17 protein-coding genes and 1 tRNA gene are annotated in these 16033 nt (G+C 68.6%); 10 read left to right on the top strand and 8 right to left on the bottom strand.

Annotated elements, in window-relative coordinates:
- Positions 1-84 precede the first annotated feature (84 nt).
- Positions 85-498, bottom strand: coding sequence for a hypothetical protein (locus M4486_RS18455; RefSeq protein ID WP_249478779.1), 414 nt, complete (start codon positions 496-498; stop codon positions 85-87).
- 452 nt (positions 499-950) lie between these two features.
- On the opposite strand from M4486_RS18455, the gene M4486_RS18450 reads away from it, so the two are divergent.
- From M4486_RS18450 to M4486_RS18405, 10 genes are all read left to right on the top strand, one after another.
- Positions 951-1181, top strand: a complete 231-nt coding sequence (locus tag M4486_RS18450) for a helix-turn-helix transcriptional regulator (RefSeq protein ID WP_249478778.1) — start codon at positions 951-953, stop codon at positions 1179-1181.
- Complete coding sequence (locus M4486_RS18445; protein ID WP_249478777.1) at positions 1178-1825, top strand: FDXHR family putative zinc-binding protein; 648 nt, start codon at positions 1178-1180, stop codon at positions 1823-1825. The genes M4486_RS18450 and M4486_RS18445 overlap by 4 nt, the downstream gene beginning before the upstream one ends.
- Positions 1826-1906: 81 nt before the next feature.
- Positions 1907-2185 (top strand): hypothetical protein, encoded by a 279-nt coding sequence (locus M4486_RS18440; protein WP_249478776.1) that lies wholly within the window; start codon positions 1907-1909, stop codon positions 2183-2185.
- A 29-nt stretch (positions 2186-2214) separates the two neighbouring features.
- Positions 2215-2532, top strand: coding sequence for a hypothetical protein (locus M4486_RS18435; protein ID WP_249478775.1), 318 nt, complete (start codon positions 2215-2217; stop codon positions 2530-2532).
- Positions 2529-2732, top strand: a complete 204-nt coding sequence (locus tag M4486_RS18430) for a hypothetical protein (protein ID WP_249478774.1) — start codon at positions 2529-2531, stop codon at positions 2730-2732. The genes M4486_RS18435 and M4486_RS18430 overlap by 4 nt, the downstream gene beginning before the upstream one ends.
- Positions 2729-3385, top strand: a complete 657-nt coding sequence (locus tag M4486_RS18425) for a helix-turn-helix domain-containing protein (protein ID WP_249478773.1) — start codon at positions 2729-2731, stop codon at positions 3383-3385. The genes M4486_RS18430 and M4486_RS18425 overlap by 4 nt, the downstream gene beginning before the upstream one ends.
- Before the next feature lie 447 nt (positions 3386-3832).
- Positions 3833-4519 carry a hypothetical protein gene (locus M4486_RS18420; protein WP_249478772.1) on the top strand — a complete coding sequence of 229 codons (687 nt, stop codon included), beginning with the start codon at positions 3833-3835 and terminating at the stop codon, positions 4517-4519.
- Positions 4510-5109, top strand: coding sequence for a hypothetical protein (locus M4486_RS18415; RefSeq protein ID WP_249478771.1), 600 nt, complete (start codon positions 4510-4512; stop codon positions 5107-5109). Before M4486_RS18420 ends, M4486_RS18415 begins: the two co-directional genes overlap by 10 nt.
- Positions 5110-5333: 224 nt before the next feature.
- Entirely contained in the window at positions 5334-5681 is a 348-nt protein-coding gene (locus M4486_RS18410) for a hypothetical protein (RefSeq protein WP_249478770.1), read from the top strand.
- Positions 5682-6020: 339 nt separating this feature from the next.
- Positions 6021-7460 carry a tyrosine-type recombinase/integrase gene (locus tag M4486_RS18405; RefSeq protein ID WP_249478769.1) on the top strand — a complete coding sequence of 480 codons (1440 nt, stop codon included), beginning with the start codon at positions 6021-6023 and terminating at the stop codon, positions 7458-7460.
- Between the two features lie 13 nt (positions 7461-7473).
- On the opposite strand, the gene M4486_RS18400 is transcribed toward M4486_RS18405, so the two are convergent.
- The 7 genes from M4486_RS18400 to sfnG all read right to left on the bottom strand — a co-directional run bounded on the left by M4486_RS18400 (position 7474) and on the right by sfnG (position 15991).
- Positions 7474-7545 (bottom strand) — tRNA-Thr (locus M4486_RS18400).
- A gap of 84 nt (positions 7546-7629) precedes the next feature.
- Positions 7630-8403, bottom strand: a complete 774-nt coding sequence (locus M4486_RS18395; RefSeq protein WP_249478768.1) for a DsbA family protein — start codon at positions 8401-8403, stop codon at positions 7630-7632.
- A gap of 160 nt (positions 8404-8563) precedes the next feature.
- Positions 8564-10717: a serine/threonine-protein kinase gene (locus M4486_RS18390; protein ID WP_249478767.1), complete on the bottom strand. Its 2154-nt coding sequence runs from the start codon at positions 10715-10717 to the stop codon at positions 8564-8566.
- 44 nt (positions 10718-10761) lie between these two features.
- Complete coding sequence (locus M4486_RS18385) at positions 10762-12249, bottom strand: HNH endonuclease signature motif containing protein (protein ID WP_249478766.1); 1488 nt, start codon at positions 12247-12249, stop codon at positions 10762-10764.
- Positions 12250-12864: 615 nt separating this feature from the next.
- On the bottom strand, positions 12865-13413 hold the full coding sequence (locus M4486_RS18380) for a CoA-binding protein (RefSeq protein ID WP_249478765.1): 549 nt from the start codon (positions 13411-13413) through the stop codon (positions 12865-12867).
- Entirely contained in the window at positions 13410-14747 is a 1338-nt protein-coding gene (locus tag M4486_RS18375) for an O-acetylhomoserine aminocarboxypropyltransferase/cysteine synthase family protein (RefSeq protein ID WP_249478764.1), read from the bottom strand. Before M4486_RS18375 ends, M4486_RS18380 begins: the two co-directional genes overlap by 4 nt.
- Positions 14744-15991, bottom strand: a complete 1248-nt coding sequence (gene sfnG / locus M4486_RS18370) for a dimethylsulfone monooxygenase SfnG (RefSeq protein ID WP_249478763.1) — start codon at positions 15989-15991, stop codon at positions 14744-14746. The genes M4486_RS18375 and sfnG overlap by 4 nt, the downstream gene beginning before the upstream one ends.
- Between the last annotated feature and the right edge of the window lie 42 nt (positions 15992-16033).

The following is a 16033-nucleotide window of genomic DNA, read 5'->3' as shown; positions in this document are numbered from 1 at the left end:
TCACGCTTTGAAGCTCCCTCACAACGAAGCGCCCCGGCCCTCCGCACTGGAAGGTCGGGGCGCTGGGTTGTGCCCTGTGGAGTCCTACGCCGTAGCGCTGTCGGCCTCACGGTCAAGGTCTCGCACAAGGGCTTCAAGGCGTCCCCACAACATCGGGACGAGCGGATGCTCTCGGAGCTGTTCAACATCGCCGCCGTACTCAGCGACCGGCAGGGCGTCGGGTGACCACGGAACCTGGAGCATTCCGCCCTCGGTCCATTGCGGCTCTACCTCGCCGAGTGCGTAGAGCACTTCCCTCTCGCCGTCCCCTGGCGCGAGGTCCACGCGGGCGAAGCCGAGTACGCGCAACTCGGCGTCGAAGCACTCCCGGTCCTGCCAGACCCGGACGAGACAGCCGGGGCACTCGCAGATCGGGGTCGCGGCCATCGCGACTCCGATCCCTGCGTCCGGTGCGACGACTGCGGCGTGCCAATGGGTCGAGATCTCTGTGACGTTCATGCGACCATCGTACCTGGTGATCCCGATAGTGTATCACCTAGACGTGGTACATAGATGTGGGTCTATCGAGCGCATCCGCTCCGACTGGTCAAGCGACGATCAACGATGGATGTTGACGCATGTTCGAACAGGTGTACAATCGACGTTCCGGTTGAGGGTCGCACCAAGCAGGCCCCGCCCCACCGCCTCCCGGCGAGAGGGCGAGCAGGTATCCGTCTCCAGACGGCGTGCACCGTGGTGAAGTAAGCGGATGCGCGCTGGCGTCGAGACCTGCGGCAGTTGGATCATCTCCAGACGGCGCGATGGAACGCGCTGGCGTTGGGACCACTGCACGAGGAGGACGCGGAGCGAACCGCGACCCTCGCCGAGATCCGATCTCTGATCCGCCCGCCGATGAGGACCGAAGAGTCCCGGGGTTGTAGGCGTCGAGATCCCCGCTGAAGGACACCATCATGTCCCTCTCTACCCCTGCGCACCCTGTGGTCGGCGACCGTCTGCTGACCGAGCAGGAAGCCGCGTCCATGCTCGGGCTGAAGCCCGCGACACTGCGCACCTGGCGATCTACCGGCCACACTCCCCAGCCAAGGCACGTGAAGGTGTCTGCTCGAGCGGTTCGCTACCGCCTGAGCGACGTACAGGCGCACATCGCCGACCTGAGCGACGGCTCCGAGGTGGCCGCGTGAGCGCCCGCGACGGGATCTCCCACGACGCGGAGCGTGACCTCTACATCGTGACGCTGGGCGGCGTCGAGAGGGGCAGTTTCCCTACTCGCGGGCAGGCGCTCCGTGCACTCGAGAACGGGACCGGCTACGTGCTGGGAGAGTCGGCCCTAGGAGCCGTCGAAGACACGGAGCGGACCAGGGACAGCCTGGACCTCTGTGCACCCGTTGACGGTGAACCCTCGCGGCGTCTGACCCGATATCAGCTCGAGGCCTCCCGCATCCGTTCCGACTGCCCCGTCTGCATGATCGACGAGAGGAAGCGGCCCAGGGATCGCGACCGACCCGAGTACGTCTCGCTGAAGTCCTGGCACACCTGGGGTCACGAGTACGCAGGCGCTCCCGATTCGGCGCATCCGTACTGCCCGTGCGGGACCGAGCTGAATAGCGGCCCGAGGTTCTGGCACTGCGGAGGCTGTCACGAGACGTTTGCAGGCGAGAAGCCGTTCACGCTCCATCGCAAGGGGCGCGGCGGCGAACGGTACTGCCTGGACATGCTCAACGACTGCCCGTCTAAGCACTGGGAGGACGCGCGGGGCGTCTGGCACTACGGACCCCAGGACGCCCGGCACGGCTCTCCTGAGTCGACACGGGCAGTCGCCGCCTGAGCGAAGGCACACCACTTACCACCGAGCCGTGAGCGTCCCTGATGGAGACGAGCGGCCCACGAACTGATGGGAGATCCCGCGATGGGATTCAGCTACTCGAAGCACCACGAAGAGATGAAGACGAAGCGGGCCTACCGAGGTCTGCGCCTGACTGTCCTGATCCACGAGCACGCCGACGACAGCGGGCGATGGGTTCCGCCGTCCAAGGTGTTCTTGCGGCGAGCGTTGGCGTCGGACGGTGAGAGCACCTGCACCCCGGCTGACGTGGATACGGCGATCCGACAGCTCCGGTCCCAGGGTGTGATCACCCCGGAGAGCGACCAGCGCGAGTTCATCCTCACGGGCGGTGAGGTCGAGTGAAGCGGGGCCGACTGCCCGATGTCGTCTGCGTGGAGCTGATCGCCGATGAGGCGATCTACCTGCTGAAGGGACGGGGGTCGGAGAACGTCCACCATGACGTGAAGGTCGCCCTTGCCTCGGTCCTGTTCGCGGACAGCGAGGGTGTGGCAACGCTGAGCGATCGCACACTCGCCCGCTGGCTGGGAGGGGACGGCAGGACCAAGGTGCCCATGCGGGAAGTGAGGCAGAGCATCGACCGCCTGACCGAGGGCGGAGTGCTGGCACCAGGATCGACGCCCGCGAAGCTGTACTCCATGATCGCCCGTCGAGCCGAGACGGATGGAGCCGAGGAGGTCGAGGCGGCATGAACACGACGACAACACACAAGTTCGACGAGCAGGGCAAGGCTGAGTACGCCGAGGAGATCCACAGGCGCTGGGAGGCGGGCGTGCTCGAGACCGGAGAGGCCGTCTACCTACTGGCGATCCTCGAGTACGTGGACGAGGACGGCATCATCCCGACATGGATCACTGAGGAGTGGGAGGGTGCCGAGGGGGTGACTGGATGACGGTCACCTACGACTGCGAGAGCTCGGACGGCAGGCGATGCCGGGTGACTCCGTACGACGAGAACGTGCACACCCCCGGGACCGCGCACAGGACATGGGATCCATACCCCGACCCTTTTCCGGCGGGGCCGTTCACCGAAGTGGTGGAGTACGCCCCGGCAGGGCATGAGGAGCCGATCGTCACGAAGACGACGACACCGGGCCGGCTGACCGAGGAGGGAGTGCAGGAGCTTCCCGAGTTCCTGCGGCCCCGTGCGGCGGCTGATCCCCAACCGGCGCCGGAGACCGAGGAGATGGTGACGGAGGTGGAGGAGGTGCCACGGCCACCGGAGGGCGACACTCCGGACCTCCGGGCGTTCTTCGCCTTCTTCAAGGCGATCAACCAAGGGGGCCGACCGGACCTGTCCGCCGAGGAGGTCGCGTGTCTCAACGTGATGCTCTCCTACTGCACGCACACGACGTTGGGCGACTGCCGACCGGGGCAGAACCTGATCGCGCAAGGCGTCGGGAAGACAGAGCGGACCGTGCGCCGGTACATCGCCGCGCTGATCCGGAAGCGCTACGTGGTCGAGGTGCAGAGGGGTTCCAACTACGGGAGCAACCACACCACGGAGTACCGGCTCACCCTGCCGGAGTGGGAGGGCGAGACGTAGGCCCTCGGACCGGACATCTGGGTGTCCTGTCTGAGGCCCTCGGACCGGACATCTGGGTGTCCTATCCAGGACCGGACATCTAGGTGTCCTGTCTGAGGCCCTCGGACCGGACATCTGGGACGACCGACCGGACACCTGGGTGTCCTATCCGGACCGGACATCTGGGTGTCCACCTACCAGATCATCTACCAGATCACTACACCAGATAGATCCAAGGGGCGGCGAGGAGATGAACGGTTGTAGGTGCGCCCTGGCCCTGGGTCCAACGGCCTAGGTCTAGATCCACCTCCCGCCGAGTCCAGTCCTCGCCGCCGTAGACCAAGGGGCTCCCTGGCCTACCGGCCATCGGAGTTCTAGACCCAACGCACCGAGGAGTCGAAGAGGAGGACCTCTCCTCCTCGGTGCACCCAAGGGGCCGCGAAGCGGCCCACCAACGAAAGGTTCAGCATGGCCACGAAGACCAAGACGAAGACCTCTAGCGCCGCTGACGCGGCGCACCTGTCCCTCGCCGAAGCTGAGGACGCCCTCGCCGCTGTCGCGGCTGAGGTGGCCAAGCTCGAGGAGGAGAGGGATCAGATCCTCGCTGACATCGACGCTGGCTCAGTCCTCGCCGATGTCGAGCGCCTCGCCGAGATTGACGAGACCACCATCCCCCGAAAGCGCGAGCGCCTGGAGCACCTCGAGCGCGTGAAGTCTGTTGCCGAGCAGAGCGTGGCCGCAATCGACCTCGCCGAGTTCGGGGCACAGGGGGCCGGTGCTCTCCCCGTCGCATGGGAGAAGTACCAGGAGGCCCGCGCGAAGCACGAGGCCGAGATCCTGCGAGCGGCAGAGGCCCTGAAGGCAGTCACTGAGGAGTGGAACAGCTCCGTCAACTCGCTCATGGGCAAGGCACGGCGCGTGGGTCTGGTGATCGGCGAGTGCGATCCGCTTGCTCGCACGCAGGTCCAGGTCGGTACCGACGATGAGCGGAGGCGCAATGAGTCCGTCAAGGCAGTCCTTGACGGCGTGGACTACCAGCCGGTCGATACATCGCGCGCCCTGGGGAACGTGTACCGGCAGACGGACGGCGAGGTTCGCCGTCACCTTCACGAGGGGCGCGAGCGTGACTACCTCGAGGGCCAGGCATGGCGCTGACCGGCACCGAACACGACGACACCACCACGAACGGAGACACCATGACCGCAACGACCACCGCATCCCCTCTCGCCGCCATCGCCACATGGGAGGAGGGCGTGCTCACTGAAGACCAGCGGGCCGATGTCCTCTTCCTCGCCGCGCAGATCCTCCGAGGAGGAGGAGGCGAGGAGGCGGACCTCGCGGTCTTCGACCCGAGGACCCATCTCACGCCCGCCGTGCTGATGAAGCCGCGCATCGTCGTCTCTGAGGTCACCGTCACGCACGATCCGGTCGAGGTTCTGGCGGGCGGGGAGTACGTGCTCGCCCTCAAGGGCGTCCGCTATCGCAACCCCTCGAAGCATGAGGCATGGGAACCGCTGGAGCCTCTCACGCGGGACATTCTTCGTCTCGGTGAGCGGCTCCCGGCCTCGCTGACGCACCTCGCATCCCCCGGGGATGAGCACCTTTGGTGCGGCTCTGTGGATCTCGCTGTCGGAAGCGTGAGCGTCTTTGGCTCCAGTCAGGCGAGCGGAGGGAACCCCGTCACCCTGCCCACCGGACTACGCGCCGAGTCCCTCAAGTGCCGGGTGAGGTTCGACATCGCCTGAGCCTGGCCCACCATCTGCCCCCGTCCTGGCATCGCGCCGGGGCGGGGGTTTCATCTTTTCCGTAGCACCCTCGAGGCGCTCCGCTTGCAATGGGGAGCAGAACATCGCTCAGACAACTGCCCGTGGAGACCCAGGAGACGAGAACTAGTGTCCGGGGTACCCGAGGAGGGGTGAACCTGTTTCGACCTCTCCTAGGTCTGCGCGGGGCGCTGTACAGTCCGGCCATGGAGAAGCTACCTGCCGACATTGATCAGATCCTCAAGGCCCTAGCCTCATGGGCGGCGGGGTACAGCACTGGCCTCAAGTGGAACGAGGTCGCGAAGCTCAAGTCTGACCTGATGGAGAACCGGGCCTACTGGCGAGGGTTCGCCCCGGTGCTTGTCCGTGATCGGTGCCTCGAGCTGGGCATGGAAGCGGAAGACGCCGAGGAGATCCACGGCTACGTGACCAAGGCACAGGCGGGCAAGCGACTGGTGCCCGAGAAGAGCTACAAGGGCTTCACTTTCCGACACGAGGGGCGAGAGCCGTACCGAGAGCAGGTGCGGACACCGAAGACGTCTACCGATTGGTGACCAGGGCTGGTCGTCACGGTCCATCGCTCCGGTCGTCGGGGCGAGCAAGTCGGCCGTGGATCGAGACATCCGGTCTGTCCCAACTGGGACAGACGCCCCGCGCACAGTCCAGTCCGTCGACGGGATCGAGCGCACATTCCCGAATGCGGAGGCACCGAAGAGGAACGCCCCAGGATCGGTACCAAATCTTTGCTCTGAGGGGCCTACTGGAACCCGTACAGGCCGACAGTTGCTGAGACCAGCCGGGGGGTAGGGAATCGCGATCTAGGGGTCATGCCCCGGGGCGTTCCTGTGGCGCGCTACCCTGAGCTTGCCCTCGGCAGACGTAGTATCTGAACCTTGCAACTCGTCACCGCTTTGGTGTACGTTGCCCACATGGCACGTACACCTCTCGCCCCGGCACAGACGGGCAACGTCTCCGTCACCGCTTTCTCTGGCACGGGCGTCAAGCTCGAGTCTGGACCCATCACGCGCCGCGTCCCTGGCGCTACGGTGTACCAGGCCCGCGCTCGAGCAGGCATCGCCGAGGGCGACACTCGGCAGGTGCAAGGGCCAAGGGCGAGCACTCCCACGAAGGCGAGGCAAGGCCTCGAGGCACGCGTTGCCGACCTGGTAGCCGAGGCGAAGGAACAGGCCGAGGCGAAGAAGTACGCGGGCATCCCGAGGGAGTGGACGGCGTTCGCACGCAATCACCGGGAGTACGTGCTCAGCGACGATGCCGACTACAGCGACGGCACACAGCGGATCTACCGCGAGGGGCTGGACAATCACTTCCTCTCGCAGGGCCACAGGTTCGACGGTCGCCGGCTGGACAGCATCACGCACGGCGAGCTGAAGGATTGGCTACAGGACATCGCGAACGAACGCGGCGACGGAGCCGCACACACAGCACGGTCACTGGTCGGGATGATCTACCGCCGAGCGCTGACGTACGGCGTCGTCGTCGCCGACCCTGCGGCACGTCTGGGCAAGGTCAAGCGCTCCCGGCGGACAGCCCAGCGTCTCCAGCGTGAGGCCGAGGAGACCGCGAAGGCCGAGGGGAAGGCGCTCGAGGTGCCGAAGGATCACCAGCGTGCCCTCTCGCACGAGGATCTCGAGCGCCTGTTCGCCTACCTCGAGCAGAGCAAGGTCGCTCAGCGGAACATGCTCCTGCCCATCGCACGACTGATGTTCGGCACGGGGCTCCGCATCGGCGAGGTTCTGGCACTCACCTGGGAGCACGTCCACCTCGAGGCCGCACAGCCCGCCGTCACCGTCGCCGCGACCGTCGCAAGGAAGGACGGCGAGGGGCTGTACCTCCAGGATCACACCAAGACGGCTACGGGCATGCGCCGCGTCCCGATCTCTCCCTCGCTGGCGAAGATGCTCAGGGAAGCGAAGGCGACGGATCGGGCACGAGCGAAGCTCGAGCCGACATGGAACACGCTCGGCCTGGTGTTCCCCTCTGAGCGCGGGACCATCCGCGACCGGAGCAACGTGCACAACAGGTTCCGCAAGGCATTCGATCACGAGAGCGTCCGGCTCCCCTGGGCTACGCCCCACGTGTTCCGCCGCACCTACGCGACCACGCTCCTACTCCTGGGCCGCTCCCCTCTCGAGGTCGCCGCTCTGCTGGGCCACACAGACCCGAGCTTCACTCTCAAGGTCTACGGCGACTGGCAGTCCACTCCGGACATCGCCGGGTCGGTCCTCGAGGAGCTGTTCACCATCACGCCGGACACCAATCCGGTGACGAAAGCGGTGACGGAGGGCGGGGAGCTGGCACAGCTCGAGGCGTGATGACTGGTCAGAGAGCTGGAGACGAGATTCGAACTCGCAACCGCCTGTTTACAAGACAGGTGCGCTACCGTTGCGCCACTCCAGCGGGTGCCCGGACGACTGCGGTCCGGCACCCCGAAAGGGTACCGGACCGCAGGCGTCGGGCGCGATCGGCGAGGTCCGAGGGCGCTCAGCCCTTGGCCGCGTCCTCGACGGTCTTGAGGAACACGCCCTCCTGGCTCCACTTGGTGGAGTCGAGGACCGTGTCGTCGACCTTCACGTACGGCGTGCCGCCGCCGTCGGCATCCTTCTTCGCCGCCGGCTCGACCACGTTCCGCACCCACGACTTGTACGTGCTCTTGTCGATGCAGCTGGAGACGGAGTCGCTCGCCCCGGCCTTCTTCGCGTACTCCGCGAGCTGGTCGTTGCTCAGTCCGGCGCTGCCCTCGGCGGGCTGGTTGTCGAACAGCGCGGTCTGGAAGTCCATGAAGTTGTCGGGATCATCGTTGTAGACGCAGGCCGCGGCGTTCGCAGCGCGCGTCGAGTAGTCACCCGTCGTCGAGTTCCCGTCGAGGAAGCGCCGGGTGTAGAGGTGCACCGTCGCTTCCTTCTTGTCGATGATGGTGCGCAGATCCTTGCCGTTGGTCTCCTCGAACTGGCCGCAGATCGGGCACATGAAGTCCACGTGCAGCTCGACCACGGGCTTGCCCGAGTCCTCGGGCGCGCCGAGCGAGTAGTACGGCTGCCCCTCCGGGATCCCCTGGGGCGTCGCGACGGGGCCCTCGGGTCGGGTCGAGTTCCAGATCAGGTAGCCGACGCCGCCTGCGATGAGGAGCACGACCACGACGACCGCGGCGATCACGGCGGTGCGGACGTTGCGCTGACGCTTGAGCTCCGCCTGGCGCTGCTGGCGGATCGCCTCGCGCTGGGCCTCGCGGCGATCCTGGGCGTTCGATGCGGCCATGATCCTCCTCGGATCCTTCTCGTCGCCGCGCGGGCGACGGGTCTGGGTCGTGCGCGCCCGGTCTCATCCCGGACGCGCCGCGCAGTCTACCGACGGGTCCTGATCGTGCCTGGAGGGTCGTGGCGGCCATCACCGTCGGCCCGCCGGCCGGCTGCTGCGCTCAGCGCCAGAAGGCGATCCGGTCCAGCGTCGGCAGGTTGTAGAAGGGCAGGTAGTCGATGGAGCCTCCGCGGGCGACGGCCACGGAGACGATCGCGCCGAGCAGGAGCACGAGCAGCACGCCCACGACCAGGCTCCACACGGTGTCGGGCGTCGCGGCCTCGACGACCCGATGTGCGCCGTCGCGGGTGGTGCGCGCGCCGATCCCGACCCACACCAGCAGCACCGTGATCGCCATGGCGACGGCGAAGGCGACCGCGTCGGGCGGCTGGACCTCGCGCAGGAGCACGAAGCCCGCGTCGACGGCCATGCCGACGAGGAGCCCCAGGATCAGCGGGAACAGCGCCTGCAGGGCGGTGACGACGAGGCCGAGGACGAAGCGGAAGGGCGCGGCGAATCCGGCGGCGGTCCGTGCCGCCCCGTTCGCCGATCCCCGGGAGCGCCGGGAGAGGACGGTGCGGTGCGACTGCTCCCAGGTGCGGGCGAGCGCGCCGAAGAGCAGCAGGAGCGCGAGCGAGACGTAGGGCGCGATCGCGGCGAGGGCCACGAGGATCAGGTTCCCGATCCACACGATGATGCGGCGCCGCGGGGGCGGCGGCTGCTGCCACGCGCCGTACGGGTCGGCGAGGGCGTCGCCGGGCTGCTGCTGCATCTGCTGCGGCGGGAACTGCTGGGCCTGCTGCGGTTGCTGCGGCTGCTGGGCGGCGGGTTCCCAGGGCCGCATCGCGGGCTGCTGCTGCACCTGCTGCTGCGGAACGGGCACCGGCGGATCGGCCACGGGCGCCATGCGCTCCGTCGGCGGCTCACGGCGCACAGGCCCGCGGACGCTGTCGTACCCGGCCTCGCTCCCGGCCGAGATGGCCTCGGTGGGCTGGGCCGATTCACGGCTCGCCGGCGCCTCGTCGGGCACGACGGGGAATGCACGCGTCGGGTTCTGGACGACGGGGATGACCTCGGTCGCAGGATCGGCCCCGGCCGGGGTCGAGGTCGCGGAGAGAGCCTCAGTGCGATCCGGGTCGCCGGCCGGTCGGGAGCCGGCGGAACCCGCGGGTCCGGCGGCGAAGGCCTCGGTCGCATCGGGGGCCGACGGGGAGGCTGCGGTCAGCATCTCGGTCGCGGGCTCCCCTGCTCCGCCGACCCGTTCGTCGGAAGGTTCTCCGGACGCGCCCTCGACGTCGTCCCCAGCGCCTCGTGCCGACGTGCCCGCGGCCACAGCGCCTGTCGCTCCCCCGGCGGTGATCGCCTCGGTGGCGCCGGCGTCCTCATAGCGGTCGAGGTCGAGGGCGTCGAGGCGTTCGCGCAGCTCGTGGGGGCTGGGGCGGTCGGCGGGATCGGAGCGGAGGGCGTCGCGGAACCACTGGGCGAGCTCGACGGGGACGCCGTCAACGTCGATCTCGCCGCGCTCGGCGCGCAGGAGCACCAGGTCGGCGCGCCCGCTGCCGTAGGGCTCGCGGCCGGTGGCTGCGAAGGCGAGCATCGCGGCGAGTGCCCACCAGTCGCCGGCCTCGCCGGTGCGGTTGCTGCGCATGACCTCCGGGTCGAGGTACGCGGCGGTGCCCATGACCAGGCCTGTCGAGGTGAGGCGGGATTCCTCGGCGGCGACGGCGATGCCGAAGTCGATGATGACGGGGTCGAGGCCGTAGCCGTCGGGGTCGTAGCCGAGGAGGTCCTCAGTGCGTGCGCCGCGCAGCAGCACGTTGGAGGGCTTGAGGTCGCGGTGGACGACGCCGGAGGCGTGGATGTCGTCGAGGGATTCGGACAGGACGATGCCCAGCTCGCGGACGAGCTCGGGGTGCAGGCCGCCGTTGTTCCGCACTGCGTCCTCGAGGGTGGGGCCGGGGACGAACTCGGTGACGACGAATGCGTCGGGCGATTCGAGCTCGGCATCGAGGATGCGCACGATGTTGTCGTTGTGGACGAGGCGCTGGGCGCTGACCTCACGGGCGAGGCGCTCGCGGGCGCGGGGGTCGTCGGCGATGTCATGGCGCAGGAGCTTGATGGCGACCTCGTTGCCGTCGGCGTCGTGCGCACGGTAGACGATGCCCATGCCACCTGCGCCGATGCGTTCGTGCACCTGGTATCCGGAGTCCTCCTCCAGGGTCACCAGGCGAGGGTCGCGCCGCGCGTAAGGGGCGGTGTGCTGCTCGTCCGACATGGTCGCCATGCTAGTCATGCGGGCCTGCCAGTCCGCCGACCTCGTCAGAAGGGCGGGTCGCAGGTCGTTCTCGTGGTCGGGGCCGGTGGTCGGGGCGGGTCGGCGTCGACGGGGAGATCGGGTGCGTGTGCGGTGGTGGTGAGGTGTTGGTGCCAGGCGGTCTCGAGCTCGCGGACGATGAGCGGGGTCATCAGATCGCCCTGGTCCTCCACGGTCAGCTCGGCTGCGTCCCCGAGGGACCAGTGCGTGCGACCCCGCGTGCGGGACACAGGGATGCCCGGGTCCACGGGGCTCGACGGACTCCCGCCATGCCGGTCCCGCATTCCTCGTTCCACACCCTCACCGGATTCACCGCCATCATCGCGGAGTCTGACCGGGTCGATATCACGGGCGGTTTTCACCTGATGATGCGACCAGCACAACACATGAAGATTCTCGATCTCCGTGACCCCACCCTGCCCGGGATGATCATGATCGAATTCCTCAATATGATCCACCTCCACACCACGACAACTCGCCCGCACACACCCCGGAACGGAACACTCCGGACCCCGCAACCGCAAATGCGTCACCATCTGCACACTCGGGCGATACCGCTCCGGCGGCAACGGCAAAAAAGCACCCGTGACGGGATCGGTCAGGATCCGCATCCACTCCGGACACTGGCCCGCCAATTCGCGTGCCATGTCTGCGGGGATCGGATGCTTCCCCTCCAACAGCGCCGGTGCCTCGCTCTGGCCGAGCAGAGTCAGGAACGGGATCGTCACCAGGATCGCGAACCGCGCCGCGGGCACCTCGCGCCCGTCCGTGTTCACCTCCCCCCGCAGCAACGCCTCATACCGCAGGCGCCCACGAGTCATCGTCTTCCCCGACGCCCGCACAGTCCCGTCCTCATCGAACGGAACCTCGTCGTCACCGTCGAGAGCGTGACGCTGAGCAGCCTGCAGTGTCTCCGCGGCCGCATCCAGGGACTGGGCGAACGCGAGGATCTCCGGGACCGGACCCGTCACCGTCAACGACGCCGTCCCATCCACACCCACCACCGGAGCCGCGACATGCCGACGCTTCTGCGCCCGCTCCACCGGCGACAACTCCAGCAATGACGTGAACCAGGTGATCAACTCGCCCAGCAGGCGCCGGAACGTCTCCGGAGTCACCCCGAACTCCCAACCACCCATCACCCGATCCAGGCCCTTCCGGTCTTCCTCGGGCAGGTCACGGGACCGGTGGATGACACGGCGCAGCCACTCGACCGGCAGCTCGCCCGCTTCCACCCGCGCGAACAACAACGGGAACAACGTCAGCGCCTCGTGGGCGTCACGGATCTGCCCATAAGACACCGTGGTCGTCGTGCGCAGCGCCACCGCCGCCTGCGCATCCTCCACATCCCCCTCATGCGCCAGCGCACCCACCGCATCCCGCCCCACCCACAACGGCGCGAGACGCCGCATCAACTCCGCCGCGAGCTGCGACTCCCGGACCGCGAGATCCCAAATCCCCTCGAGCTCCTCCGACAGATCCGGGCCCTCCACCGCGAACGTCCGCTCACCCAGGGTCTCCCGCGACAGAGGCGTCCGCGGACGCGGACCATATGCCGCTTTCGGAGGCCGACTCGACCCCGGCGACGCAGCCGAAGCACCGGCATCGTCCGCAGCCAACGGGGAATCCGATGCACCATCACCTTGACCGGGCGCGGGGGAATCATCGCCATCACCGAGCGCATCACCATTCGTGAGCACGATTCCCCCTCCCCTCCATCGGGCCTGAAGTTCTATACCCCAAGAATACCCGACGAAACGGACACCACAAGATGCCCTGGAGAATCTGTGGAAAACTCTATCCGTTCCTCCACAACCCCCACTTCTCCACAAACACACCCACCACAAACACCACCCACCCACACCCCGAACCCCAAATGTCCCACCCCCATGCAAGAGCGGCCTGGGTTCCTCGCCACGCCGGCAGCCCCGCCGCGCCGGTCCCCACCGCGCCGAGTCCCACCCCGCCCCATCGACCGCTCCCCCACGCACGACGACGGCCGGTCCCCCATCCGGGGAACCGGCCGTCGTCCATTGCGTCCAACGCGACGCGGGCGCCTTCCGGCGCCGCACCTCGGGGCACCCCGCCTCCGGGCGCCGCGCCCGCGCCTACCGCGCGAGCCGCTGCTTCTTCGAGGTGATCTCCCCGGTGTCGAAGCCGGCGAGGTGCAGACCGCCGTGGAAGCGGGCGTGCTCGATCTTCAGGCAGCGGTCCATGACCACGTCGAGCCCGCCCTCCTCGGCGATCGCGGCGGCCTCCTCATTCCAGGAGCCCAGCTGCAGCCAGAGGGTCTTCGCGCCCACCTCGACGGCCTCTCGGGCCACGCCGGGGAGGTCGTCGTGGCGGCGGAACACGTCGACCACGTCGGGCACCACGGGCAGGTCGGCGAGCGAGGCGTAGGCCGGCTGCCCGAGGATCTCCGTCGCGCGGGGGTTCACGAAGTACACGTCGTACGGGGAGCTCGAGAGCAGGTAGGTCGCCACGAAGTAGCTGGCCCGCGAGGGATTCGTCGAGGCGCCGACGATCGCGACGGACCGCGTGCGCCGCAGGATCCCGAGCCGCTGCGGGGCCGTGGGCCCCACCCAGGTCCGTGCCGTCCGCCCCGCGCCGTCCTTCTCCGCGCCGGCCTGCCCCGCGCCGTCCTTCTCCGCGCTCATCGCTCCACTCCCGTCGCCGTCGTGATGGCCTGGTCGAGGTCCCAGAGGATGTCCTCGGGGTCCTCGAGCCCGACCGAGATCCGGATCAGGTCCGGTGCCACGCCTCCCGCGAGCAGCTGCTCGGGGCTGAGCTGCTGGTGGGTGGTCGAGGCCGGGTGGATCACGAGCGTGCGGGCGTCGCCGATGTTCGCGAGGTGCGAGGCGAGCTGCAGGTTCCCGATCACCGCCTCACCGGTGGCGCGGGCCGCGGCGGCCTGCTCCTCGTCGCTCGCGAAGTCGCCCGTCGGCTTCACGCCGAAAGCGAAGACCGAGCCCGGGCCGAGCGGCAGGTACTTCTCCGCGCGCTCGTGGTGCGGGTGGTCCGGGAGCCCCGCCCAGGTCACGTACGCGACGCGCGGGTCCTCGTCCAGCCAGGTCGCGACCGCACGGGCGTTCGCGAGGTGGGCGTCGATGCGCTGCGGGAGCGTCTCGACGCCCTGGAGCAGCTGGAAGGCGGACTGCGCGCTGAGCGAGGGGCCGATGTCGCGCAGCTGCTCGGAGCGCAGCTTGGTGAGGAAGCCGTACTCGCCGAAGTTGCCCCACCAGCTGAGGCCGCCGTAGCTCGCGACGGGCTCGGTCATCGCGGGGAACTTGCCGTTGCCCCAGTCGAAGCGGCCGGACTCCACGACGACGCCGCCCAGCGTCGTGCCGTGTCCGCCCAGGAACTTCGTGGCGGAGTGGATGACGATGTCGGCGCCGTGCTCGAGGGGCCGCACGAGGTACGGGGTCGCGAGCGTCGCGTCGACCACGAGCGGCACGTCCGAGGCGTGCGCGACCTCGGCGAGCGCCTCGAGGTCGGCGATCTCCCCGGACGGGTTGCCGATGATCTCGACGTACACCGCCCTGGTCTCCGGCCGGATCGCGGCCGCATAGTCCGCGGCGTCGGAGGACGCGACGAACGTGGTCTCCACGCCGAAGCGGCGCAGGGTCACGTCGAGCTGGGTGACGGTGCCGCCGTAGAGCTGGGCGGAGGCGACGATGTGGTCGCCCGCCCCGGCGAGCGCCGCGAAGGTGATGAACTCGGCGCTCATCCCGGACGCCGTGGCGACCGCACCGATCCCTCCCTCGAGCGAGGCGACGCGCTCCTCGAAGGCCGCGACCGTGGGGTTGCCGATGCGCGAGTAGATGTTGCCGTACTTCTGCAGGGCGAACAGCGTCGCGGCGTCGGTCGCGTCGTCGAAGACGAACGAGGTGCTCTGGTAGATCGGGACCGCGCGGGCGCCGTGCACGGCGTCCGGCGTGCCGCCGGCGTGCAGGGCGCGGGTGCGGAACCCGAAGGTGCGCTCGTCGCTCACGCGGCCTGCTCCTCATCCGTCGACGGGGCCGACGGGTCCGACGGGAGGGTCGCGTCGGCCGCCGCGGTGGCGGCCTCGGCGCTCACACCGGGGACGTCGGGGATCTGGGAGGCGTCGAGCTCGGTGCCGTGCTTGCGGGCGAGGTCCTTCTCGAGCTCGCGGACGATCGGCATCACGTCCCGGCCGAAGGCGGCGACCTCCTCGGTGAAGTGGAGGTAGCAGGTCAGCAGCAGGTTCACCCCGATCTCCTTGTACGCGACGATGCGCTCGGCGATCTCCTCGGGGGTGCCGATGAGGCGGGTCTTGAAGCCGTCGTTGTACTGCACGAGGTCCTCGAAGGAGGAGTCGGACCACATGCCCTTGCCGTCGGCCGTGGACTGCCCGGCCTCCTTGACGGACTGGGCGAAGCCCTCGACGGCCGGGCGGTGGGCCTTGGCGACGATCTCGCGCAGGGTCTCCTCGGCCTCCTTCCGGGAGTCGCGGGCGATCACGAAGCCGTTGAGGCCGAAGCGGGGGCTGCGGCCGACCTCGGCCGCGGAGGCCAGCACGCCCTCGACGTTGCCCTGGTAGCCCTCGAGGTCGCGGCCGTTGGAGAAGTACCAGTCGGCGACGTGGCCGGCGGCCTTCTGCGCGGCCGTCGAGTTGCCGCCGAAGAAGATCTCGGGGTGGGGGCGGCCGGGGACGTCGACGGGCTTCGGGGAGAGGTTGAAGTCGTCGATCGAGTAGTACTTCCCGTCCTGCGAGTAGCCCTCCTCGGTGAGCAGGCCGCGCAGGGCGCTGATGAACTCCTCGGTGCGCACGTAGCGCTCGTCGTGGTCGAGCCAGGGCAGGCCGAAGCCGGTGAACTCGTCCTTCAGCCAGCCGGAGACGATGTTGACGGCGGCGCGGCCGTTCGAGAGGTGGTCGGCGGTGATGAGCCACTTGGCGAGCACGCCCGGGTGCCACATGCCCGGGTGGAAGGCGGCGATGACGCGCAGGCGCTCGGTCGCGCCGAGCAGGGCGAGGCTGAAGGCGGAGGCCTCGTGCTGCTGCGCGGCGCCGTAGCTCGCGGCGTAGCGGGTCTGGGTGAGGGCGTACTCGAAGCCCGAGTCCTCGGCGGTCTTCGCGAGGGCGGAGTTGTAGGGCAGCTGCCAGTCGGTGCGCTGCTCGATCGTGGAGACGACGAGGCCGCCGGAGACGTTGGGCACCCAGTAGGCGAACTTCAGCGGCGTCTCGAAGGTGGACGCGGGGACGGTCGTGGTCATGGTGACCTCCTGTGGTGATCGGTGCGGGCGGTCGGTTCGGAT

This window comes from Brachybacterium kimchii, assembly GCF_023373525.1.
GTDB classification, from domain to species: domain Bacteria; phylum Actinomycetota; class Actinomycetes; order Actinomycetales; family Dermabacteraceae; genus Brachybacterium; species Brachybacterium kimchii.
This window is presented reverse-complemented; position numbering and strand designations above follow the sequence as displayed.

Excerpts from the sequence above, each read along its gene's own strand:
- M4486_RS18455 (WP_249478779.1), bottom strand. The coding sequence starts at position 498 with ATGAACGTCACAGAGATCTCGACCCATTGGCACGCCGCAGTCGTCGCA.
- M4486_RS18450 (WP_249478778.1), top strand. The coding sequence starts at position 951 with ATGTCCCTCTCTACCCCTGCGCACCCTGTGGTCGGCGACCGTCTGCTG.
- M4486_RS18440 (WP_249478776.1), top strand. The coding sequence starts at position 1,907 with ATGGGATTCAGCTACTCGAAGCACCACGAAGAGATGAAGACGAAGCGG.
- M4486_RS18430 (WP_249478774.1), top strand. The coding sequence starts at position 2,529 with ATGAACACGACGACAACACACAAGTTCGACGAGCAGGGCAAGGCTGAG.
- M4486_RS18425 (WP_249478773.1), top strand. The coding sequence starts at position 2,729 with ATGACGGTCACCTACGACTGCGAGAGCTCGGACGGCAGGCGATGCCGG.
- M4486_RS18420 (WP_249478772.1), top strand. The coding sequence starts at position 3,833 with ATGGCCACGAAGACCAAGACGAAGACCTCTAGCGCCGCTGACGCGGCG.
- M4486_RS18415 (WP_249478771.1), top strand. The coding sequence starts at position 4,510 with ATGGCGCTGACCGGCACCGAACACGACGACACCACCACGAACGGAGAC.
- M4486_RS18410 (WP_249478770.1), top strand. The coding sequence starts at position 5,334 with ATGGAGAAGCTACCTGCCGACATTGATCAGATCCTCAAGGCCCTAGCC.
- M4486_RS18395 (WP_249478768.1), bottom strand. The coding sequence starts at position 8,403 with ATGGCCGCATCGAACGCCCAGGATCGCCGCGAGGCCCAGCGCGAGGCG.
- M4486_RS18390 (WP_249478767.1), bottom strand. The coding sequence starts at position 10,717 with ATGTCGGACGAGCAGCACACCGCCCCTTACGCGCGGCGCGACCCTCGC.
- M4486_RS18380 (WP_249478765.1), bottom strand. The coding sequence starts at position 13,413 with ATGAGCGCGGAGAAGGACGGCGCGGGGCAGGCCGGCGCGGAGAAGGAC.
- sfnG (WP_249478763.1), bottom strand. The coding sequence starts at position 15,991 with ATGACCACGACCGTCCCCGCGTCCACCTTCGAGACGCCGCTGAAGTTC.